General features: G+C 72.7%; 16 protein-coding genes. 4 read left to right on the top strand and 12 right to left on the bottom strand.

The genetic code is table 11. The annotated features are described in order from the left end of the window. Positions 1-86 precede the first annotated feature (86 nt). Entirely contained in the window at positions 87-584 is a 498-nt protein-coding gene (locus tag LOK46_RS16430; RefSeq protein WP_273558845.1) for a hypothetical protein, read from the top strand. A 29-nt stretch (positions 585-613) separates the two neighbouring features. Here the strand turns inward: LOK46_RS16430 and LOK46_RS16425 are convergent, their stop codons facing one another. Beyond that, complete coding sequence (locus LOK46_RS16425) at positions 614-3622, bottom strand: PAS domain S-box protein (protein WP_273558843.1); 3009 nt, start codon at positions 3620-3622, stop codon at positions 614-616. Between the two features lie 376 nt (positions 3623-3998). Between LOK46_RS16425 and LOK46_RS16420 the strand changes: the two genes are divergently transcribed. Continuing rightward, a complete protein-coding gene (locus LOK46_RS16420; protein WP_273558841.1) occupies positions 3999-6488 on the top strand; it encodes a PAS domain-containing protein in 2490 nt (829 codons plus the stop codon). A 7-nt stretch (positions 6489-6495) separates the two neighbouring features. On the opposite strand, the gene LOK46_RS16415 is transcribed toward LOK46_RS16420, so the two are convergent. After that, positions 6496-7095: a TetR/AcrR family transcriptional regulator gene (locus LOK46_RS16415; protein WP_273558839.1), complete on the bottom strand. Its 600-nt coding sequence runs from the start codon at positions 7093-7095 to the stop codon at positions 6496-6498. 88 nt (positions 7096-7183) lie between these two features. Here LOK46_RS16415 and LOK46_RS16410 point away from each other — a divergent pair, with 88 nt between their 5' ends. Both LOK46_RS16410 and LOK46_RS16405 read left to right on the top strand, forming a co-directional pair. After that, a complete protein-coding gene (locus tag LOK46_RS16410) occupies positions 7184-8443 on the top strand; it encodes an efflux RND transporter periplasmic adaptor subunit (protein WP_273558837.1) in 1260 nt (419 codons plus the stop codon). A 113-nt stretch (positions 8444-8556) separates the two neighbouring features. Beyond that, complete coding sequence (locus tag LOK46_RS16405) at positions 8557-11796, top strand: efflux RND transporter permease subunit (RefSeq protein WP_273558835.1); 3240 nt, start codon at positions 8557-8559, stop codon at positions 11794-11796. Here LOK46_RS16405 and LOK46_RS16400 read toward each other — a convergent pair. From LOK46_RS16400 to LOK46_RS16355, 10 genes are all read right to left on the bottom strand, one after another. After that, a complete protein-coding gene (locus LOK46_RS16400) occupies positions 11770-12762 on the bottom strand; it encodes a DUF808 domain-containing protein (RefSeq protein ID WP_273558833.1) in 993 nt (330 codons plus the stop codon). The two genes, LOK46_RS16405 and LOK46_RS16400, sit on opposite strands and share 27 nt — an antisense overlap. A gap of 124 nt (positions 12763-12886) precedes the next feature. Continuing rightward, positions 12887-13555 carry a response regulator transcription factor gene (locus LOK46_RS16395; protein WP_273558831.1) on the bottom strand — a complete coding sequence of 223 codons (669 nt, stop codon included), beginning with the start codon at positions 13553-13555 and terminating at the stop codon, positions 12887-12889. A gap of 10 nt (positions 13556-13565) precedes the next feature. After that, a complete protein-coding gene (locus LOK46_RS16390; RefSeq protein WP_273558830.1) occupies positions 13566-15644 on the bottom strand; it encodes a sensor histidine kinase in 2079 nt (692 codons plus the stop codon). A gap of 164 nt (positions 15645-15808) precedes the next feature. Continuing rightward, complete coding sequence (locus tag LOK46_RS16385; RefSeq protein ID WP_273558828.1) at positions 15809-16033, bottom strand: ribosome modulation factor; 225 nt, start codon at positions 16031-16033, stop codon at positions 15809-15811. A gap of 362 nt (positions 16034-16395) precedes the next feature. Beyond that, positions 16396-16839 (bottom strand): hypothetical protein, encoded by a 444-nt coding sequence (locus LOK46_RS16380; RefSeq protein WP_273558826.1) that lies wholly within the window; start codon positions 16837-16839, stop codon positions 16396-16398. Positions 16840-17378: 539 nt separating this feature from the next. Continuing rightward, positions 17379-18788, bottom strand: a complete 1410-nt coding sequence (locus LOK46_RS16375) for a hypothetical protein (protein WP_273558824.1) — start codon at positions 18786-18788, stop codon at positions 17379-17381. After that, positions 18785-19102 carry a hypothetical protein gene (locus tag LOK46_RS16370; protein WP_273558822.1) on the bottom strand — a complete coding sequence of 106 codons (318 nt, stop codon included), beginning with the start codon at positions 19100-19102 and terminating at the stop codon, positions 18785-18787. Before LOK46_RS16370 ends, LOK46_RS16375 begins: the two co-directional genes overlap by 4 nt. A 50-nt stretch (positions 19103-19152) precedes the next feature. Then, positions 19153-19878 carry a hypothetical protein gene (locus LOK46_RS16365; protein WP_273558820.1) on the bottom strand — a complete coding sequence of 242 codons (726 nt, stop codon included), beginning with the start codon at positions 19876-19878 and terminating at the stop codon, positions 19153-19155. Positions 19879-19911: 33 nt separating this feature from the next. Then, positions 19912-20919: a hypothetical protein gene (locus LOK46_RS16360; RefSeq protein ID WP_273558818.1), complete on the bottom strand. Its 1008-nt coding sequence runs from the start codon at positions 20917-20919 to the stop codon at positions 19912-19914. Positions 20920-20971: 52 nt separating this feature from the next. Continuing rightward, a complete protein-coding gene (locus LOK46_RS16355; RefSeq protein WP_273558816.1) occupies positions 20972-21943 on the bottom strand; it encodes a hypothetical protein in 972 nt (323 codons plus the stop codon). Positions 21944-21984 lie beyond the last annotated feature (41 nt).

Below are 21984 nucleotides of genomic sequence, written 5' to 3'. Positions count from 1 at the left end.
CAGAAGCGGTCCGGACCGCCACACCCTCGGAACGGCGGGTCCCGCCGCCGTCTTGCCCTTGAAGGTTGGACGCGCGGACGGGCGACATGCAGGGCTATGCGACCTCTTTCGGCATCGGGTTCGTCGCGGGAATGCGGAGCCTGTCGGCCTGCGCCGCCCTGACCTGGGCCGCGTCACGGGGGCGGACGCGCCGCGCGCCCATCCCGGCAGGCGTCGTCGCGCGCGGGGCGACGACGGCGGCCGCCCTGGCGGAGATGGCCGGCGACAAGATGCCGTTCGCGCCCGACCGACGCATCCCGCCCTCCTTCGCGTTCCGACTGGTCATCGGTGCGGTCGGCGGATGGGCCCTCGCCGGGCGGCGCGCCGCACCGGAATATGGGGCTCTGGCCGGGGCCGCCGGCGCGCTCGCGGGCACGCTGATCGGCCGGTCGGCACGGGGTGGCGATTCCCGTACCGCCTCCGGCCGGAGCCGGGGCTTGGCCGAGGACGCGGCCGCCGTCGCGCTCGCCGCGCTGGTGATCGCGTCGGCGGAGCGCCCACCGCACGCGCCGCCGGAGGCGCGGGCCCGCGGCGCCCGGACCTGACCCGCCCGGACGAGGGCCCCGAGCGCGCGTCAGGCCGCGGCGCTCGGCGCTTCCTGCATCGCGGCGAGGGGGGCTTCGAGCCGGCAGATCAGGCCGGTCGGCGCGAACGTGAGCCTGACCTCGCCGCCGACCTCGGCGGAGAAGCTGCGCTCGATCAGCCGCGAGCCGAAGCCCCGCCGCGCGGGGGGCGCGAGGATCGGCGGCCCGCCCATCTCCGACCATGTCAGGCAGAAGCGCGGCTCGGCGGCCTCGTGCACCACGTGCCAGCGCAGGTCGACGCCGCCCTCCGCGGTCGAGAGCGCCCCGTACTTGGCGGCGTTGGTGGCGAGTTCGTGCAGCGCCAGCGCGAGAGCGAGCGCCGGCTTGGCGGCGAGGAGCACGCCGGGCCCGCTCACGCGGATGCGCGTCCCGGCGCCGCCCTGATGCACGGCGAGGGCGCCGTCCACCACGTCGGCAATGGGTGCCTCCGTCCAGCTCGCCCGGGTCAGGATGTCGTGCGCCCGGCCCAGCAGGATCAGGCGCGCCGAGAACGCGTCCCGGGCCGCGTCCAGGTCGGCGGCGTTGCGGAACGTCTGGTTGGCGACGGCCTGGACCATCGCCAGCGTGTTCTTGACCCGGTGCTGCAACTCACCGGTGAGCAAGCGCTGGTGCTCCTCGGCGCGCTTGCGCTCGGTGATGTCGAGCATGGCGCCGATCATCCGCACGGCCTGCCCGGCCGCGTCGCGGAGCACGTAGCCGCGGTCGAGGACGTAGGCGTAGCCGCCATCCGCTTTCCGGAAGCGGTACTCCTCGGTCCAGTGCTCGATGCTGTCGTCGATCACGGCGTAGATGCCGGCGGTCACACGCGCCCGGTCCTCGGGATGGATCTGCGCCTTCCACCACGCTCCGCTCGCGCCGACCCCGTCGGCCGTGTAGCCGAACAGGGTCTGCACGGCCTCGTTCCAGAGGATGTGGTCGCTCGCCAGATCCCAATCCCAGATCGCGTCGTTGGTCGCCCGGGCCGCCAGACGATAGCGCTCCTCCGCCTCGCGCAGGGCGTTCTCGGCGCGCCGGCTCTCGGTGACGTCGCGCGTGGTGCCGATGAAGCGCACCGTCCGGCCCTCCGCCACGAAGGCCTGCCCCTTCGCGGCGACCCAGCGCTCGACCCCGTCCAGCAATCCGACGACGCGGAAGGCGATGTCGTAGGTGCCGGGACCGGCCGGGTCGATCGCGCGCCGGACCGCCGCGTCGACCCAGGCCCGGTCATCCGGGTGGAGCCCGGCCAGGAAGACGTCGTAGCTCACGGGCGCGTCGGGCGGCAGGCCGAACAGGGCGCGGGTGCGCGCGTCCCAGGTCAGGACGTCGGCGACGAGATCGTAGTCGAAGATCCCGGTTCCGGTCGCCTCGACGGCCAAGGCGAGCTGCTCCCTGGCCTCGCGCAGCTCCAGTTCGGCGCGGCGCCGGTCATGGATATCGCTGTTGCTGCCGAGCCAACCCACGACCGCGCCGCTCGCGTCCTTCAGGGGCTCGGCCCGGATGAGGAACCAGCGGTAGACGCCGTCGTGGCGGCGCAGCCGGGCCTCGGTGTCGTACACCACCTCCCGGCTCCGCGCCGTCTCCCAGGCCTGGAGCAGGCTCGGGAGGTCGTCCGGATGGACCGGCCGGTCCCAGCCCATCGGCAGTGCCTGCTCTGGGGTCTGCCCAGTGTAGGCGTACCACCGGTCGTTGAAGTAGCTGAGGCTGCCGTCCGGGTTGCCGAACCAGATCATCGCCGGGGCCAGCTCGGTCAGGACCTGGAAGCGCTCCTCCGCCAGCTTGCGCTCGTGGATATCGATGGTCGTGCCGATCCAGCTCCGGCGCTCGCCGTCTCCGTCGCGGACGGGGTGCGCGCGGGACAGGAACCAGCGGTACTGCCCGTCCGCGCCCCGCAGGGGAAACTCAACCTCGTAGAGGCGCCCCGCGCCGGCCGCAGCGAGCCACGCCGCCCGCGTCTCTTCCCGGTAATCGGGATGGATGACGCTCATCCAGCTCCGCTCGCCGGTCTCGCCGGCGGGTAGGCCGGTGTAATCGTACCAGTAGGCGTTGCAGTAGGTGACGCTGCCCTCCGCGTCGGCGAACCAGACGATCTGCGGGCTGACCTCGACGAGGGAGCGGTAGCGCAGCTCACTGGCTTCCAGGGCGGCGTCGGCCGCGCGCTGCTCGGTGCGGTCGCGCAGGATCTTGACGAATCCCACGAGGGCGCCGTCCTCGGACTTCAGCGGCATCATCTCGCCGCTGGCCCAGAAGCGGCTGCCGTCCTTGCGCAGCTGCCAGCGCTCGTCCGGCGCGCTGCCCGACTCGAGCGACCGCTCCATCTCGAGCGTCGGACGATCGGCCGCGCGATCCTCGGGCGTGAAGATCACCCCGATCGTGCCACCCAGCATCTCGGCTTCCGACCAGCCCAGGATGCGCTCGGCACCCGCGTTCCAGCGGGTGACGCGGCCTCCGGGGTCCATCGCCACGATGGCGTAGTCCGTGGCGCTGTCGAGGATGCGCGCGTGCAGCAGGCGCTGCTCGGCCTGCTCGCGCAGGGAGCGGCGCAGCTCCATCTGCGCCATCGTCTGGCGGGCGAGGCGGAGCAGGCCCGCGCGCTGCCGGTCGGTGAGCTGATGCGGCTTGGTGTCGAGGACGCAGACGGTGCCGATCGGATGACCCTCGGCGGTCTTCAGCAGGGCTCCGGCGTAGAAGCGCAGCCCCGGCTCCCCCGTGACGAGCGGGTTGCCCTGGAAGCGCGGGTCCCGCGCCGCGTCGGGCACGTAGAGGAAATCCTCCTGCAGGATAGCCTGCCGACAGAACGACGTGTCGAGGGGCGTCTCCCGGACACCCAGGCCGACCTCGGCCTTGAAGAACTGCCGCCCGTCCCCGACCAGGTTGACCACCGCGATGGGGGTCTCGCACAGCTCGGCGGCCGCCTCGGCAATCTCGTCGAAATCCTGCTCACGCGGCGTGTCGAGCAGGCGGTAATTGTCGAGGGCGCGCAGGCGTGCCGCTTCGTCCTCGCGTGTGCGGGAGAGGTCCATCGGGATGGTAGGTTTGCGCGGTCCGGGTGGTTCCGTGAGAGGGGGTCTCGGGCGGCGAAAGTATGGCCGCTCGCGATAAACATCGGGCCGGCGGCATTTCCCCGCGGGATCCCGCGCCGACCGAACGGGTTCGGATCGCCATATACGGCGCGCCGGCGATCGCCCGCGCGGAATCGGATCGTGGAACATCGCGCGTCGCCGACGATCATCGTCGGCGGCGTCGGGACGACAGGTGATACGGAAGGCATGGCCGGCAAAACCTCATCTCGGGACGAGCGGTGGGCGAAGCGGACGCGGCTGATCGCGGCGGGCGCCCGTCCGACCGGGCAGAGCGCGCGCAGTCACCGAGGTGTCCCGCCGGCGGCCCGCTCCCGTCGTGGCTGATCCGTTCAGGTTCCTGCCGCCCGGCGGTCTGACCGGGGCGGAGATCCGCGCGAGCGACTGGGCGGAAACGCCGCTCGGGCCGCCCGACGCGTGGCCGCCGGCCCTGCGCAGTGCGCTCGGCCTGATGCTGTCCTGCCCCACCGCGATGTTCCTGGCCTGGGGACCGGACCTGCTCTGCTTCTACAACGACGCCTACCGGCCGATCCTCGGCTACCGCCTCGCCACCGCCCTCGGCCGCCCGTTCCGCGAGGTCTGGGCCAGCATCTGGGACGAGATCGCGCCCCTGGTGGAGGCGACCCTGGCCGGCGAGAGCCAGACCCTGACCGACGTCATGCTCGACCTGTCGCGGGACGGCCGGTCCGAGCAGGGCTGGTGGTCCTTCACCTACTCGCCGGTGCTGGACGATGCCGGCGCGATCAGCGGCCTGTTCTGCGTCACCGCCGAGACCACGGGCCGCGTCCTCGGCGAGGCGCGGCTGCGGGAGAGCGAGGATCACTTCCGCCACACGGTTGAGCTCAACCCGCAGGTGCCCTGGACCTGCGACCCGCAGGGCAACATCACCTCCTACTCCAAGCGCTGGCTCGACCTGACGGGACAGGCGCCCGGCGAGCCGGACGGGTCGGGCTGGACCAGGGCGCTGCACCCGGACGACCTGCCCTGGACCATCACGGTGTTCACGCAGTGCCTCGCCTCGGGCGCGCCGGTGGACGTCGATTACCGCATCCGCGTCGCGCGGACCGGGACGTACCGGTGGATGCGCGCCCGCGCGCAGCCGCGCCGGGCCGAGGACGGCGCCATCGTCCGCTGGTACGGCGTGGTCGAGGACATCCACGACCGCAAGCTCGCCGAGGACCGGCTGCGCGAGATGAACGCCACCCTGGAGCGGCGCGTGGCGGAGGCGCTCGCCCAGCGCAAGCTCTGGGCGGACGTGTTCGAGACCACCGACGCGCTCGTGGGCGCGCTGGATGCAGAGTACCGCTTCCTCGCCGTGAACGCGGCCTACGCGGACGAGTTCGAGGCGATCTACGGCCTGCGCCCCGCCGTGGGGGCCAGTCTGCTCGATCTGCTGTCCGGCCATCCCGAGCAGAGAGCCGCCGCGCAGGCGGTCTGGTCGCGCGCCCTCGCGGGCGAGGAGTTCACCGTCGCCGAGGCGTTCGGCGATCCCGGCCGCAGGCGGCCCTCCTACGAGTTGAAGTTCACGGCGCTGCGGGACGCGCGCGGGCGCCGGATCGGCGCCTTCCAGTACGCGCAGGACATCAGCGAGCGCCTGCGTCACCAGGAACAGCTCGCGCGCGCCGAGGAATCGCTGCGCCATGCCCAGCGCATGGAGGCGGTGGGCCAGCTCACCGGCGGCGTCGCGCACGACTTCAACAACCTGCTGACGATCATCCGCTCGTCGGTCGAGTTCCTGCGCCGGCCCAACCTCGCCGAGGAGCGCCGCGCCCGCTACCTGGAGGCGGTCTCCGACACGGTCGACCGCGCCGCCCGGCTGACGAGCCAGCTCCTGGCCTTCGCCCGTCGCCAGCCGCTCGCCCCCGAGGTGTTCGACGTCGGCGCGCGGCTGAGCGGCGTGGCCGACATGCTGAACGCCGTGACGGGCGCGCGCGTCCGGATCGTGACGGAGATCTCCGACACGCGCTGCCACGTGCGGGCCGACCCGAGCCAGTTCGAGACGGCGTTGGTCAACCTCGCGGTGAACGCCCGGGACGCCATGGACGGCGCGGGCACGCTGACGCTCCGGCTGACCTGCGGCAGTGCCTTGCCGCCGATCCGCGGCCATGCCGGCGCACCCGGGCCCTTCGCCGCCGTCGCGGTGACGGACGAGGGGCCGGGCGTCGCGCCGGACCTGCTCGGACGGATCTTCGAGCCCTTCTTCACCACCAAGGCCGTCGGCAAGGGTACGGGGCTCGGCCTCTCCCAGGTCATCGGCTTCACCAAGCAGTCGGGCGGCGACGTCGAGGTCGTGAGCCATGTCGGTCGCGGGGCGACCTTCACGCTCTACCTGCCGGAGGTCGACCCGCCGCCGCCCGCGACCGACGACGAGGCCGTCAGGGACGCGCCGACGAGCGAGGAGCGCGCGCTCTGCGTGCTGGTCGTGGAGGACAATCTCGAGGTCGGGCGCTTCTGCACGCAGCTCCTGGAAGATCTCGGCCACGCGACCGTCTGGGCCCACAACGCCGAGGCGGCGCTCGCCGAGATGGAGAAGGTGCCGTTCCGGTTCGACGCCGTCTTCTCGGACGTGGTGATGCCCGGGATGGGCGGCGTCGAGCTCGCGCGCCGGCTGCGCGCCGACCATCCCGAGCTGCCAGTCATTCTGACCACCGGCTACAGCGACGCGCTCGCCCGGGACGACGCGCACGGATTCGAACTCGTGCGCAAACCTTACTCGGCCGAGCAGGTCGCGCGGGCCCTGCGCGAGGTCCTGGCCCGGCGCCGTTCAGGGTCGATCAACCGGTCCGGGGTCCGGGAGCGCGCCCGGTAGGCCCGTCTCAGGCGTCCTGTCCCCTCGCGAAGGCCCGAAGTGAGACGCGCGCGACCTCCCGCAGCGCCTCGCGGTCGGCGCCCGATGAGGCCAGCACGCCCATGCCGGACGCGACGGTCGACAGGAATCGCGCCAGGGCGACCGGATCGGCGTCCGCCGGGAGGTCACCGTCCTGCCGGGCCCGGACGAAGCGCTCGCGGAGTTCCATCTCGCTCAGGGCCCGCCGGGATGCGAGCTCGAACGGGATGTTCTCCGAACCCGCGCCGCAGGCCAGCCCGCCCTGGACCAGGAGACAGCCGGGCGGGTTCGCCGGATCGGTGTGGCTCTCGGCGATGCTGCTCAGGAAGCGCTCGGCCACGTCCCGCGCGGTCTCGCCCGCCAGGACGAAGCGCATGTGCTCGGAGCGCCGCTGCGCGTAGCGGTCGAGGGCCGCCTTGAGCAGCCCCTCCTTGCTGCCGAAGGCCGCGTAGAGGCTCGGCGGCTTGATGCCCATCGCCTTCGTCAGCATGGCGAGGCTCGCGCCGTCGTAGCCGTGGCGCCAGAACACCTCCATCGCCTCGTCGAGGGCCTTGTCCGTGTCGAAGGACCGGGGGCGCCCCATCACCATTGCCTGCGGACTCCAACTTTTATATCGAGTGGTAGATAAGTCACTTGACGCCCCGCGTCCATGCCGACATGTGTAGCGACCTATACAGATGTTGGAGTCGTTCGTGGAACCTCAGCGTCATCCTTCTCCAGGTCGCTCTCGTGTCCGGCGCGTCGCCGCCGGTGGCCTCGCCATCGCACTTCTGGCCGGCGCCGCCTACGCCCTCATACCCGGCACCCTGATCCAGGGAACCGTGGCCGTCGCCGCGACGCCCCCCGCCGAGGCGGCGATGCCGGCTTCGGTCGCGACCGTCGAGCCGCGCGACGTCATCCTCTGGGACGAGTTCTCGGGGCGTCTCGAGGCCGTCGACCGCATCGACGTCCGTGCCCGGGTCGGCGGGGCGATCCTGGCCACGCATTTCGCCGAGGGCGAGCTGGTCAAGGCCGGGGACCTGCTGGTGACCATCGATCCCGCGCCCTACGCGGCCGAGGTCCAGAGGCTCGAGGCCCAGCTCGCGGGCGCCGAGGCGCGGGTCGGCATGACAACGAGCGATCTCGAGCGCGGGCAGAAGCTGTCGGACCAGCACATCGTCACGGCGCGCGACCTCGACGTCCGGGCCAACGCGTTCAAGGAGGCCAAAGCGAGCCTCGACGCGGCGAAGGCGGCGCTTGCGGCGGCGCGCCTGAACCTCGGCTACACGCAGGTCCGGGCCGCCGTCGGCGGCCGCGTCGGCCGTCGCGAGATCACCCCGGGCAACCTCGTGGCGACGGGCGCGGGGGCCGCCGTGCTCACCACGCTGGTCTCGGTCGATCCCGTCTACGCCAGCTTCGACGCCGACGAGGGCGTGGTCCTGAAGGCGCTGGCCTCGGTCGCCGAGCCGGGCGGCCGGCGCGGCAAGCTCGACCGCATCCCCGTAGAGATGGCGACCGCCGACGGCGCGCGCGCGGCCGGGCATCTCCAGTTCATCGACAACAAGGTCGACGCGCGCAGCGGCACGGTCCGGGTGCGCGCGACCTTCTCCAACGGCGACGGCCGCCTGATCCCGGGCCAGTTCGCCCGGATGCGCCTCGGCCAGGCCGCGCCGGAACGCCTCGTCCTCGTCGACGAGCGGGCCGTCGGCACCGATCAGGACAAGAAGTTCGTGCTCGCGGTGGGGCCGGACAACCGGGCCGAATTCCGAGCCGTCACCCTCGGCCGGGCCGTCGACGGGCTGCGCGTCGTGACCTCCGGCCTGTCGGGCGGCGAGCGCATCGTGGTCAACGGCCTGCAGCGCGTCCGTCCCGGCACGCTCCTGCACCCCGAACCCGTGGCGATGGGAGCGCGGCCGCAGGACACGGCGTCCGGGACGCGCAAGCTCGCCCAGCGCTGACGGCCGGCGCTCGAGCCCGGCTCCCTATCCCCGTCTCAGATCCCCGACGCGATGATGACGGCGGCCGCGTGCGGCCGTCGGTCATCCCCTGCCTCACGCCCCCGGAGGGCGGCATGAATCTCTCCAAGTTCTTCATCGACCGCCCGATCTTCGCGGGCGTGCTCTCGATGCTCATCTTCATCGGCGGCCTGCTCTCGCTCTTCGCGATGCCGATCTCCGAGTACCCCGACGTGGTGCCGCCCTCCGTCGTCGTCCGCGCGACCTTCCCGGGCGCCAACCCCAAGGTCATCGTCGAGACCGTGGCGACACCGATCGAGGAGCAGATCAACGGCGTCGAGGGCATGCTCTACATGTCGAGCCAGGCCACGACCGACGGCATCATGACGCTGACCGTCACGTTCCGGCTGGGCACCGACCCCGACAAGGCGCAGCAGCTCGTCCAGAACCGGGTCTCGCAGGCCGAGCCGCGGCTACCGGCGGTGGTGCGCCAGCTCGGCATCGTCACGGTCAAGAGCTCCCCCGACCTGACCATGGTCGTGCATCTCGTCTCGCCCAACGGGCGCTACGACATGACCTACCTGCGCAACTACGCGGTGCTGAACATCAAGGACCGCCTGGCCCGCCTCGACGGCGTCGGCCAGGTCCAGCTCTTCGGCTCCGGCGACTACGCGATGCGGATCTGGCTCGACCCGCAGAAGGTGGCCGAGCACGGCCTGTCCGCGGGCGACGTGGTGCGCGAGATCCAGGCCCAGAACGTCGAGGCCGCGGCCGGCGTCATCGGCGCGTCGCCGGCCGTCCCGGGCCTCGACCTGCAGCTCTCGCTCAACGCCGAGGGGCGCCTGAACAGCGAGGAGCAGTTCGGCGACATCGTGGTCAAGACCGGCGCCGACGGCGCGATCACGCGCCTGCGCGACGTGGCGCGCATCGAGCTCGGCGCCTCCGACTACGCCCTGCGCTCGCTCCTCGACAACAAGTCGGCGGTGGCGATCCCGATCTCCCAGTCGCCGGGCTCGAACGCGATCCAGATCTCGGACGAGGTCCGCCGCACCATGGCGGAGATCAAGCGCAGCATGCCGGAGGGTGTCGACTACCAGATCGTCTACGACCCGACGCAGTTCGTCCGCGCCTCCATCGAGGCGGTGATCCACACCCTGCTGGAGGCCATCGCCCTCGTCGTGCTGGTGGTGATCCTGTTCCTGCAGACGTGGCGGGCCTCGATCATCCCGCTCCTCGCCGTGCCGGTCTCGATCGTCGGCACCTTCGCGGTGATGCACGTCTTCGGATTCTCGATCAACGCGCTGAGCCTGTTCGGCCTCGTGCTGGCCATCGGCATCGTCGTCGACGACGCGATCGTCGTGGTCGAGAACGTCGAGCGCAACATCGAGAGCGGCCTGTCCCCGCGGGACGCCAGCTACCAGGCCATGCGGGAGGTCTCGGGCCCGATCATCGCCATCGCCCTCGTGCTGGTGGCGGTCTTCGTTCCCCTGGCCTTCATCAGCGGCCTGACGGGCCAGTTCTACAAGCAGTTCGCCCTGACCATCGCGATCTCGACGGTGATCTCGGCGATCAACTCGCTCACCCTCTCGCCGGCGCTGTCGGCGCTGCTGCTGAAGGATCACCACGCGCCGAAGGACCGCCTCACCCGCGTCCTGGACCGGCTCCTCGGCTGGTTCTTTCGCCGGTTCAACCGAGCCTTCGGGCAGGCCTCGGACGGCTACGGCCGCGGCGTCGGCTTCGCGGTGTCGCGCAAGGCCGTGATGATGGTCCTCTACGTCCTGCTCGTCGGACTGACCGTCGGCCTGTTCCGCCAGATCCCGGGCGGCTTCGTGCCCGGTCAGGACAAGCAGTACCTCGTGGGTTTCGCGCAGCTGCCCGACGGCGCGACCCTCGACCGGACGGAGGATGTCATCCGCCGCATGAGCGAGATCGCCCTCAAGGAGCCCGGCGTCGAGAGCGCCGTCGCCTTCCCGGGCCTGTCGATCAACGGCTTCACCAACAGCTCCAACTCGGGAATCGTGTTCTCGACGCTGAAGCCGTTCGACGAGCGCAAGGACCCGTCGCTCAACGGGGCGGCGATCGCGCAATCGCTGAACAAGAAGTACGCCGCGATTCCCGAGGCCTTCATCGCGATGTTCCCGCCGCCGCCGGTCAACGGCCTCGGGACGATCGGCGGCTTCAAGCTGCAGATCGAGGACCGCGCCGGCCTCGGCTACGAGGCGCTGAACGACGCCACCAAGGCGTTCATGGCCAAGGCCGCGCAGGCGCCGGAGCTCGTCGGGCTGTTCTCGAGCTTCCAGATGAACGTGCCGCAGCTCTTCGCCGACATCGACCGGACGAAGGCCCGCCAGCTCAACATCCCGGTGACGGACGTCTTCGACACGCTGCAGATCTATCTCGGCTCGCTCTACGTCAACGACTTCAACAAGTTCGGCCGCACCTACTCGGTGCGCGTCCAGGCCGACGCTCCTTTCCGGGCCCGGTCGGACGATGTCGGCCTGCTGAAGGTCCGGGCCGGTTCCGGCGAGATGGTGCCGCTCTCCGCCCTGCTGCGTGTCCGCCAGAGCGCCGGACCTGAGCGCGCGATGCGCTACAACGGCTTCCTGTCCGCCGACATCAACGCGGGCGCGGCGCCCGGCTACTCGTCGGGGCAGGCCCAGGCGGCGGCGACGCGGATCGCGGCCGAGACGCTGCCGCGGGGCTTCGCGTTCGAGTGGACGGATCTCACCTACCAGGAGTTCATCGCGGGCAATTCCGGGATCTGGGTCTTCCCCCTGGCGCTGCTCCTGGTCTTCCTCGTGCTCGCCGCGCAGTACGAGAGCCTCGCCCTGCCGCTCGCGATCCTGCTGATCGTGCCGATGGGCCTGCTCGCCGCCATGTTCGGCGTCTGGCTGTCCGCCGGCGACAACAACGTCTTCACGCAGATCGGCCTGATCGTGCTCGTCGGCCTCTCGGCCAAGAACGCCATCCTGATCGTGGAATTCGCGCGCGAGCTCGAATTCGCGGGTCGGACCCCGCTCCAGGCGGCGATCGAGGCGAGCCGCCTCCGGCTGCGGCCGATCCTGATGACGTCGATGGCGTTCATCATGGGCGTGTTGCCGCTGGTGACAGCGACCGGCGCCGGATCGGAGATGCGCCGCGCGATGGGCGTCGCGGTGTTCTCCGGGATGATCGGCGTGACCGCCTTCGGCCTGTTCCTGACTCCGGTCTTCTACGTGCTGCTGCGTCGCCTGAGCGGCAACAGGCCCCTGAAGCATCACGGCGCCGCCGCGCCGGTCCCGACGCCGGTGTCGGTGTCGGGCTCCGCGCCGGCCGATCGAGGGATCCCGTCAGCCGCGCCGCTGCCACAGGCCTGACAGGGCGCGCCACGCCGGCGCAAGCACGACGTTCGTCAGCGGGATCAGCGCCCCGCCGACGACCAGCCCGATGAGGCCCGACACCGTCGCGGTGACGAGCCACTCGACGAGGCCCGCGGCAAACGGCACGCGCGCCGCCGCGGCCTCCGCCACCGCGTGGGCGGCGTGGGCCGGCGCTGACAGGCCGTAGGTCTCGAGCCCGTGCATCAGGATGCCGCCGCCGACCCAGATCATCGCCGCCGTCCCGATGACGGCCAGGATCTTCAGCAGGATCGGCATGCCCTTGACGACGCCGCGGCCGAGCCCGCGGATCAGGGTTCCGAGCGGCGGGCCCGCGGTGCTGCGGGCGAGGGCCAGACCGGCGTCGTCGGCCTTCACGATCAGCGCGACCACGCCGTAGACGCCCGCGGTGATGCCGACCGCGACGATGGCCAGCACCGCCGCCCGCATCCAGAAGCTGCCCTCCGGCAGCGCCGCCAGCGTGATGGCCATGATCTCGGCCGAGAGGATGAAGTCCGTCTTGATGGCGCTCGCCACGCGGCGGTCTTCCCGGGCCTGATCGCCGCCGGCACCACCCTCCTGGTCCGCCTCGTCGCCGTGGCCGTGATGGGCGAACACGGCCTCGAAGACCTTCTCGGCGCCCTCGAAGCACAGGTACGCACCGCCCAGCATCAGGAGCGGCGTGATCGCCCAAGGGGCGAACGCGCTGAGCGCCAGGGCGCCCGGCAGCAGGAACAGAAGCTTGTTGCGCAGCGACCCGAGGGCGATCCGGCCGACGATCGGCAGTTCGCGCTCCGCGGCGAAGCCGACGACGTAGCGCGGCGTGACGGCCGCGTCGTCGATGACGACGCCGGCGGCCTTGGTGCCGGCCCGCGCCGCCTGGCCGGCGACGTCGTCGAGCGAGGCCGCGGCAGCCCTGACCATGAAGGCGACATCGTCCAGCAGGGCGATCAATCCGACGCTCACCCGTCCCCCCTCAACCGTGATCGGTCCGCCAGACAGACGATCCGCGGCAGGATTTGATCCCTGACCGGTGAAATTCGGCGCGCCCGGCCGTCGCCCGGGCGATCTTGCCGACGCTCGCCCGGGGTCAGCGCAGCGCGAGGGCGTCGAGCCATCCGTGCGCGGCGGCGTAGCGGATGATCTCCGCGCGCGTGCGCAGGCCCAGCTTCTCGGCGGCCCGCGCCTTGTAGGTCTCGATGGACTTCACGCTGAGATCGAAGCGCCGCGCGATCTCCTTGTTGCTGAAGCCCTGCGCGATCAGCCGGAGCACGTCGGTCTCGCGCGGGCTCAGGGCCTCGGCCGACGGCTCGGCGTCGGCGCCCTGCGTCTGGGCCGCGGGATGCGCCATGGCGTGGCTCGCCACCGAGGGATCGAGGTAGATCCCGCCCGCCGCGACGGCGCGGACCGCGCGGAGAAGGTCCTCCGCGGCCGAGCGCTTGAGGAGGTAGCCCCGGGCCCCCGCCTTGAGCAGCGGCTGGACGTAGGCCGCGTCCTCGTGAACCGTCAGCACCAGCACGCGCGTCCGCGGGCACGACCCGGCGACGCGCTCGGTGAGCTCGAGGCCGTTGAGACCCGGCATCGAGACGTCGACGACGGCGACGTCCGGGTCTGCGGCGTGGATCATCGGCAGCGCCTCGCTGCCGCTGGTGGCCTCGCCGACCAGCTCGATCTCCGGGTCGGCGTTCAGGAGCGTCCGGATTCCCGCGAGGACGATGGGATGGTCGTCGGCCAGGGCGACGCGGATGCGGTCCGTCATGCGCTTCTCCTCAGGTCTCGGGATGATGCGGGATCGGGATTGTGACGAACAGCGTCGTGCCGATGCCCGGGGACGATTCCAGCGTGAGGGTCCCGCTCAGGAGCGACAGCCGCTCGCGTATGCCCGACAGGCCGAGCCGCAGGTTGGCCGGCGTCTCGCCGCTGGCGCGCTCGCGCAGCTCCTCGGCAACGAAGCCGATGCCGTCGTCCTCGATGACGACCCGCATCTCGCCCGGGCGCTTCTCCAGCGAGACGCTGACGCTCGCGGCCCGGGCGTGCTTGAGGACGTTGGTCAGGGCCTCCTGCACGATCCGGTAGACGGCCGTCTCGATCGCGGCCGGCAGCCGGGTCGCCTCGCTCAGGAATTCCAGGTCGGCGCGGATCCCGTGCCGCTGGCTCCAGTCGCGCAGCAGGGTCGCGAGGGCCTCGCGCAGGCCGAGATCGTCGAGGGCGGTCGGCCGCAGGTCGACGGCGGCCCGGTGGATGTCGCGACCGATCTCGCCGGCCAACGCTTGCAGCCACTCCACCTGCCGGCCGGCCTCGGCCGTGGCCCCGCGTGCCAGGAGCCGCTCCATGCTCTTGAGGCCCAGCGAAAGGCCGGTCACCGTCTGGCCGACCTGATCGTGCAGTTCGCGGGCGATCCGGCGCTGCTCGTTCTCCTGGGCCTCGCCGAGGCGGCGCAGAAGTGCGAAGCGCTCGGCCTCCGCGCGCTTGCGCGGCTCGATGTCCGACACCACGCCGTAGATCAGTCCGGCCGGGGTATGCTCGTGGAGCTGCGGCACGCGGCCGGCGACCCGAACCCAGCGCGGCTCCCGATCACCCTGGGTCACGCGGAACTCGACGTCGAGCGGTGTGCCCTCCGCGAGGCTCCGGTGCAGGGCCTCGCTCAGGCGCCCGCGATCCTCCGGGTCGACTGCCTGCAGGACGGTGTCGGCGTCCACGGCGCTGTCGCGACCCTCCGCGGACGCCGTCCACCCGAGGAGGTCGGCCGCGCGGGGCGAGCCGGTGACCCGGTGGGCGACCGTGTCCCAGCGCAGCGTGCCGAGTTCCGCCGCCTCCGCGGCGACGGCGCCCTGCTCCTCGCTGGAGCGGAGCGCGAGGGAGAACCGGGCCTGCTCGCCCGCCCTTCGCTGCGCCATGTCGCGGCCGACCAGTCCGACCAGAGCCAGGGCGAGGCCGATGCTGACGAAGCTGCCGCCGCCCAGGACGACGTAGGACCGCGACACAGGCGCGTTGAGCGCCGCCACCGGCATGCCGAAATGCACTGACCAGCCACCGGTATGCGTCAGCGTCCGGTAGACCACCTCGACATTCGCGCCCTCCAGCGTCGGACCGGTGTAGAAGCCGTTCGGGGCGTGCCGGATCGCCGCCTGCAGGGCCGGGTTCGCCGGGTGGCCGAGCTCCTCCACCTCGGCCCGGGTTCGGGCGATCGTGTTGCCCTCCGCGTCCACGATGGTGCCGACCCAGCCCTCGGGCGCGCCGGCGTCGCGCAGGATCGAGCTCACCGCGTTGGTGGCGAGCCGGATCGACAGGACGTAGCGCAGCGCCCCGTCCCGGATGACGGGCACGCGCAGGGCGACGAGGCGCTTGCCCGAGATCGAGCCGGCCGGGCCGATACCGCCGATCACCGGCTGCCGCGTGCGCACCACCGCGTCGAAGCTCGTCCGGTCCGAGGTCGGCCCGAGTTCCTCCTCGAGTGAGCGGAGCAGGTTGACGATCTGGGCCCCGTCCGGTCGGGCGAGTTCCACCGTCTCCCAGAGCGGGTGCGCCTGCCTGAGGCGCTCGGCCTCGGCGTAGAAGGCCGCGAGGTCCGGCCGGTCGAGGGTCGCGGAGGCGGCCTCCGCCTCAAGGACCGCGATCTGGCCGGCGATGTCCGAGGCGACGCGCTCGGCCACACGGGTCGCGCTGGCGACGGCGCCGTTCCGCGCGAGGTCGCGCTGCTGCTGCGCCATCAGCGTCGCGACCCAGCCGCTGAGCAGTAGGACGGGAATCGCGGCCGCGAGGGCGAGGGCGACGAAGGTGCGGCGGCTGCCGCGGCTCAGCTGGGGCTCGGGCCCCCGGATGGCGGCGTCGCGGGCGCGGTCGGTCATGCGCCCGTGCGCGGACACGCTGCGCGTCGGTCCGGACCCGCGGCCCGTCGCTGAGACGGCCTGGCCCAGCTGTGTCGCCGTCCCGAGCGCATCGTCGCCCGCCTCCCGGATCCCCGCATCGCCCCGTAAGCTCACCGCTCTCCTACGGGAAAGTTGCCCCGCCGTCAGGCCGGGGAGACGGGGTCGGACGCGGCATTGGCGTCGCTGAGGGGCGATCCGGGCAGCATCCGGGCCGGGTGCGGCATCCGCGTCGCGACCGCCCACGAGGAGCCGTCGTAGCCCTCGAACCAGGCCCGGCGCTCGCGCGACTCGCCGGGATACGGACAGGCATCGCGGGGCCGACCGACGGAGCGCGCGCGGGCGCCCTGTTTGACGATGTCCATGAGCATGGGCGCTGATCTCTCCGGCTGCTCGGGAGCATGTCCCGCCCGGTCAGAAGCGCCGAGTACGAACGGCCAAGCAAGCTGTTTCGATCTACGATACCGCTTACACCGACGCGTGTCGGGCTTATCCCGACACGGCGTCGGCACGATGAGCCGTTGACCATTGCAAGAAAGCGGCACTGGACCTTGCGGGACTTGCGTCGATCGATCCGAATGCCTTACCGATCGACGTGAGATTCTCGCGTCATCTGGCGCGAGGACGACCGGGCGCAGGTCGGCCGCGCGCCGTCGCGCCGCCGACCCTGGGTCACCGTAGAACGCCGCCCGGGAAGCCGTGGTGGCCGGGCCTCCCCGTCAGGACGGCCGGCCTAGCAGGCGCAGCCGTAGCCGACCGGCGCGTGGCCGTACCCGTAGGGCCGCCCGTGGCCCGCGCCGTAGGGCCGCCCGTGGCCCGCGCCGTAGGGACCGGGGCGGGCGGCGCCCGCCGCGAGGCCCAGGCCGGCGCCGGTGGCGAAACCGACCCCGCGATAGCCGCCCCAGCCACCGTCGCGATACGCGTGGGTCCGGTAGCCGTAGGCGACAGGGCGGAACTGGACGCCGCGGTACCCGCGATAGCCGCGGTGACGCCGGTAATGCCGGTGGAGACGGTGATGCCGATGGCGGTGCAGGCCGTGGCGCGGCCCCCTCCAGACGCCGTGGCCCAGATGGTGGGGCCCGTGATGGAAGCCGCGGCCGTGGGGCCGTGCCTCGCTCGACGGCGCGAACAGGACGAGGCTCGACAGCGCCGAGAGGGCGATCGCGAGACGTTTCATGGGCTGAGCTCCGGAGACGGTGAAGGACGTCCGCGCGGACGGACCCGATGCCGGATCCGGCCGCGCGGCGCGGTCTGTCGGGGTGGCGATGCCGGCCGCCGTCGCGGGTCACCGCTTATCCCCGCGGGGAGCGCCGGCGGCGGAAGACCGTCTGTCGCCGCCCCGCACGCTCATCTGTGCCGCCGCGGGCCGATCAGCAGTCGGAGAGATCGGCAGTCGTGTCAGGGTCGGCCCGACATGCCCGGGCGCCCAGACTGCATTAGCTTGGCCGTGGACATTCGCGCTCGCGCCAGGGGGGGACGGCATGCGGAAGGCGTTGGGAGGGCCGGTGCAGCGGGCGCGATCCTGGTACCGGCGCTACGGGCGCCTGGGCGCGCCGCAGGCGCCGCGGCCGGTCAAGCCGGGCCCGCACGTCGCCCGCGGACGCACGCTCGAGGACTGGGCGCGGTTCGGGGGCGGTCTGCTCGCACCCGAGCCCACCGAAGACCCGCATCCGGAGAGCCGCGCACCGACCGCGTGGCGGTCCTCCGCCGCCCCGATCAGTCCGCCGGGCTGAAGACGTCGTCGCCCACGAAGATCATCTCGCGGTCGATCTCGGGGGGATCCTTCTGCGAGCCGTAGGCGAAGAACAGGCGCCGGGTGCGGCCGTCCGCCGTGGTCAGCGTGAGCGTGTGGCGATCGAGGGCGTAGCGCCCGCCCTCCGGCGCGCGCCGGCGGCCGATCGCCGTGCCGACGCCGGTGCTCGCCCCCGAATTCGTCGCGCCGACCGAGCCGCCGCGTCCGTAGCTCCCGTCCGCGTGGAAGTCGTAGCGGCTCTCCACGGCGATCGCCACGTCGCCCCCCAGGGCGGTGTTGCCGCCGCCCGACAGCCGCCGGTAGGCCCGCGTCACCCGCTCGCCGGACGCGGCCGGGAAAGCCCGGAAGAAGCTGCCGTCGCCGAGGGCGTAGTCGTTCGCTCGACCGCGCGCGTCCGTCAGCACGTAGCCGGCGCCCTTGGCGGTCCACCGCCCGAACCGCTTGGGCCGTGCGGCCCGCTCGGCGGCGAGGTCCACGTCTTCCAGCGCGGTGTCGGCGATCTCGTAGTAGGTGCCATCGCGCAGGAAGATCAGCGGCTCGAAGTCGATCGTCATGAGACCGCCGACTCCGAATCCCGTAGTCGAACGGAAGTACACGCCCTCGACCGAGTCCCAGTTGGCGGCGTGGCGCGGGGGACCGGCCGCGTCCGGCGCTGGGGCGGAGGGTGCCGGCCGCGCGTCCGGCACGGGCGGGCTCTCCGCGATCGACGGCGGCTTCGGGGCGGCGCGTCCGGCCCGGCCCTTCGGCACCAGCCCGTCCTCGGTCAGCGCGAGGGTCCGGAGCGTGGCGACCGGGATGAACTCCCGGGACAGGCCTGCCACGAAGCGCGGCAGCACGCCGAGCCGCTTGGCCGCCTGCCATCCGGCGTGGTGGAGCACGGCGCGCAGTTTGACCTGCTCGGCGAAGGCGGCCCGCGCGGCCGGCTGTGACAGCGGTGGCCGTTCCGCCATGGGCGCCACGAACCGGTTCCGGATCGCCCGCAGGGCCGCCGGACTCGGCTCGACCGTCGCGTCGTTGGCCACCATCCATTGCAGGGCGATGAAGGCGGTGAGCACGTCGCCCGCATCGTCCGGCCGCAGGGGCGTCCCGTCGAGGAAGCCGCGGAAGACGGTGTCGTAATCGTGCCGGGCCAGTTCCCGCGCCGTCTCGTCCGCGGCGACCGGGTTCGTGGCGCGCTGCTCGCGCACCGCCCGCGCCACCGTGGCGGCCCGCAGGTCGGGCGTCGAGGCGTAGGGGAGGGCCGGTCCGTCCACCTCGGTCGCCTGCGCCCGCGCCGGGGTCGCCGTCACCGGGATCGCCAGGCTCGACAGCGGGACGGCTGCCACGCCGAGGCCGAGCAGTGCGGCCGCGCGCCGGAAGGTGAACCGCATCATCGCCGCAACCACGCTCGAAGGATCATCAGCAGGCCCTGCAGGACGGTGAGCAGCAGTGTCAGGGCCATGAAGGGCAGGAACGGGATCAGCAGCCAGCCCGTCATCGTCAGCGTGTAGAGCAGGCCGCCGATATCGTGTCCGGCCACCGGGCAGGGGTGCGTCCCCGCCTCGTTGACGGTGCAGCCGGTCAGGCTCGTCAGCGCGAGGCCGAGCGCGAAGGGTACGACCGGCAGCCACGTGATGAGCAGCAGGATGAGGATCACGCGCAGGCGTCGCCGGGACGGGCTCGGCCGCGGCATCGTGCGGATGGTCATCGGTCAGAAGCCCTGCGCGGGGCCGACGCGGCCGCGTGTCGCCGCGCCGCTCATGGCTGGCGGCGGTAGAGGCCGCGGAAGGAGACGTTGACGCCCCCGCAGGCGAGGTTGTCGTCGACGACCAGCCAGGGGCCGACCCGCCGCAGCCAGACCTTGCAGTCGGACGCGTCACCGGTCTCGACGGGCAGCGCCCCGTTCTCCCCGACCGCGAAGCTCGCCGCGGCGCCCTGCGGGGCGACCGTGCCGGCGAATTCGCCGATATGGACGCCGCCGCGGCGCGCCCGCTCCGGATCGCCGGCGCCCCAGGTCGCGTCGCCCCCGAAGGTGAGCATCCCCGGCTTGTCGGCCTGGGTGATGCGGATGCGCGCCTCCGCACGGGTCCAGGTGCCGAGCCAGTCCGCAGGCGCGGCGGTACCGGGCGGCTCGACGGCGACGGCCTCGCCCGGGAGCCAGCCGGTCCGGCCGATATCGTCGCCCGCGCCCCGATAGTGGGCGCAGACATAGGCGCCGCGACGCTCGCCGAGGATGACGGGATCGGCGGTCACCAGGTAGGCGCGCTCGCGGCAGGCGGCGCTCGGGTCCGGGCAGCCGGCGCGGGCGAGCCCGTCCTTGACGAAGGCCGTGCGCCCCGGCGCGGTGATGCGCCCGAAGGCTGGGGGCGCGCCGGACGCGAGCGAGGGCGACCGCCGGCACTCGTTCTCCTCCGCGCGCGCCGGGCCAGCGAGCGGGGCGAGGGTGGAGAGCAGGAGCAGCGGGGCGAGAAGCGGCGGTCGCATCGGGAAGGCTCTCGTTGTGGGTGCGGAGGTCGGTCAGCGCATCGCGACCGAGGCGGCGACACGGTCGGCCCTGTCCAGGGCGTCGGGGCGACCGGCATCGGCGAAGCCCAGGACCCGCAGGTAGCGCTCGCCGTCGAACACCATCGTCTGCGTCACGCCGAGGGCACGGCCGCTCTTGGTGTCGGTCCCGGTGCCGCGCAGCCGCACGACGACCGCCTCGCCGCGACTGGACCGCGCCTCGTCCGTGACGTTCACGTCGGCGAAGTCCTTCTGCGCCGCGAACAGCCGGCGGGCGACCGCGACCTCCGCGCCCGCCGGGACCGGCGCCTGACCGAGCGAGGGCGCGACGACGACCACCGGCTGCGCGCGCTCAGGGTCGACGTCCTTGGGTCCCTCGGTGAGGAGGAGGCTGTTGCCTGCGAAGACCGCGGCCGGCCGGTAGCCCGCCATGTCGCCGACGGTGTAGGGCAGCGCCGCGACCTGATCGGTCAGGCTCGCCTTCGCCCGGAACGCGATGGTGCGGAGGGCCGCCTCGACGGAAGCGGCGGGCACCTGCCGGGCCGCCTTCTCGGGGACCTGCACGGTGACGAGCCCGGTCCCGGGGGCGCCGCGCACGACGGCGACCCATTTCGCGTAGGTGAGGCCGTTGGCCGGCTGGGTGCCGCGCAGGACGAAGCCCTCGCCGCCCGCGACTGGCAGCGTCTCGGCCCCGCCCTTCACCCGGAAGCCCGTGGCAGCGAGCGCCTCGGGGGTGAACCGGCCGTTGATCTGGTCCCAGGCCTCCGGCGGCATCTCCACCAGGATAATCGACGCGCCGGCCGGATGCTCGAAGCCGGCGAAGCGCCGGCTCACGCTCATCCCGGCCGGTGGCGTCAGGCCGAGGGCGCCGGCGCCCGGAAAGACCGGGTCGGCCCGGGCCTCGCGGGGCGGGCCCGCGATCGCCAGAGGCGCGAAGATTAGTCCGGCCAGGATGACGCGCCGCGCCGGGCGTGTCGGGGCAAGATGGGAGAGGGCGCCGCGCAGGCGCTCGCGAACCGACATGGTCAACCTTCAGGGAACGGTGGGACGACGAGGCGGGGAAGGCGAGGTCCGGCTACCGCGTCGCTACGCGGTTGATGACGAAGGTGTTGCCCGAGAACTGGACCTGACCCGGCGCGCTCATGTGCTCCAGCATCAGGCGCAGGTTCCGGCCGAGCCGGGCGGAATCCGAGCGGGTCTCGTACCAGTACTCGGTGCTGGCCCCGCTCGCGCGCACCGGACGATGGTGCTCGTAGCAGCGGAAAGCCGCCATGTACTCCTCGGCCGCCTGGACCTCCTGGGCCGAGAAGCCGCTCAGACGGACGACGTAGGCGCTGGGCAAACCCCCGCAGCCCTCGCCGCCGGGCGCCGCCGCCACGGCGCCGCCGACCGGCGCGGCGTCAGGGGGCGCGGCGCCGGCATCGGCACCGCGGCGGGGCGCGATCACGCCGTCGAGCTTCGCGGTGAGCGCGGCCGCGAGGTCGGCGGCCACCGTCTTCGCCTCGGCGCCGACCCGCTCGAGCAGGCACTCGCGGTCGCAGCCCTGCGGCAGGGGCGGCAGCTGGAGACCGGCCACCTCGAACGACCCGAGCGACTGCCCGGTGCGGACGTTGAGGAGGCGGCCGGGGATACGGATCTCCGGCCGGACGATGTCCGAGTAGGCGGATTTCGACGCCGACGCGTAGATCTGGAACACCGCCACGACGTCGAGGGGCGGATTCTGGACCGCGCGGGCGACCTCGATCAGCTCGGCGTCCCGCCGGCGCACCCGGTTGGCCTGGGTGAAGCCCATGGCGACGGCGGTCTCGTCGTAGACGTTGTAGCCGCGCAGGTTCATCGTCTCGGACAGTTCGTGGATCACCCGCTGGAAGATGCGGTTGCCGCGGGGCACCGCGTCCTCGTCGGCGTCCTCGCCCATGACGACGACGTTGGGCTTGGTCTGCGCCCGGGCCGGCGCCGCGTAGGCGGACCCGAGGGCCAGGACGGCGAGGCAGGCGGCGCGGAACGCCGTGGTGCGGACGAGGGGCATCGGGATCCTCCAGGACATCGCGGGTCTCTTCGTCTTCGGAGCGTCGGTGAGGGGAGCGG

It is taken from the genome of Methylobacterium sp. NMS14P (assembly GCF_028583545.1).
Taxonomy (GTDB): Bacteria; Pseudomonadota; Alphaproteobacteria; order Rhizobiales; family Beijerinckiaceae; genus Methylobacterium.
The sequence above is the reverse complement of the archived record's forward strand: the minus strand, read 5'-3'. Positions and strand labels throughout refer to the sequence as shown.

Bases quoted from the DNA above. Each gene is read 5' to 3' on its own strand.
- LOK46_RS16430 (WP_273558845.1), top strand. From the start codon at position 87: ATGCAGGGCTATGCGACCTCTTTCGGCATCGGGTTCGTCGCGGGAATG.
- LOK46_RS16425 (WP_273558843.1), bottom strand. From the start codon at position 3,622: ATGGACCTCTCCCGCACACGCGAGGACGAAGCGGCACGCCTGCGCGCC.
- LOK46_RS16415 (WP_273558839.1), bottom strand. From the start codon at position 7,095: ATGGTGATGGGGCGCCCCCGGTCCTTCGACACGGACAAGGCCCTCGAC.
- LOK46_RS16410 (WP_273558837.1), top strand. From the start codon at position 7,184: ATGTTGGAGTCGTTCGTGGAACCTCAGCGTCATCCTTCTCCAGGTCGC.
- LOK46_RS16405 (WP_273558835.1), top strand. From the start codon at position 8,557: ATGAATCTCTCCAAGTTCTTCATCGACCGCCCGATCTTCGCGGGCGTG.
- LOK46_RS16395 (WP_273558831.1), bottom strand. From the start codon at position 13,555: ATGACGGACCGCATCCGCGTCGCCCTGGCCGACGACCATCCCATCGTC.
- LOK46_RS16390 (WP_273558830.1), bottom strand. From the start codon at position 15,644: ATGACCGACCGCGCCCGCGACGCCGCCATCCGGGGGCCCGAGCCCCAG.
- LOK46_RS16385 (WP_273558828.1), bottom strand. From the start codon at position 16,033: ATGCTCATGGACATCGTCAAACAGGGCGCCCGCGCGCGCTCCGTCGGT.
- LOK46_RS16380 (WP_273558826.1), bottom strand. From the start codon at position 16,839: ATGAAACGTCTCGCGATCGCCCTCTCGGCGCTGTCGAGCCTCGTCCTG.
- LOK46_RS16375 (WP_273558824.1), bottom strand. From the start codon at position 18,788: ATGATGCGGTTCACCTTCCGGCGCGCGGCCGCACTGCTCGGCCTCGGC.
- LOK46_RS16370 (WP_273558822.1), bottom strand. From the start codon at position 19,102: ATGACCATCCGCACGATGCCGCGGCCGAGCCCGTCCCGGCGACGCCTG.
- LOK46_RS16365 (WP_273558820.1), bottom strand. From the start codon at position 19,878: ATGCGACCGCCGCTTCTCGCCCCGCTGCTCCTGCTCTCCACCCTCGCC.
- LOK46_RS16360 (WP_273558818.1), bottom strand. From the start codon at position 20,919: ATGTCGGTTCGCGAGCGCCTGCGCGGCGCCCTCTCCCATCTTGCCCCG.
- LOK46_RS16355 (WP_273558816.1), bottom strand. From the start codon at position 21,943: ATGTCCTGGAGGATCCCGATGCCCCTCGTCCGCACCACGGCGTTCCGC.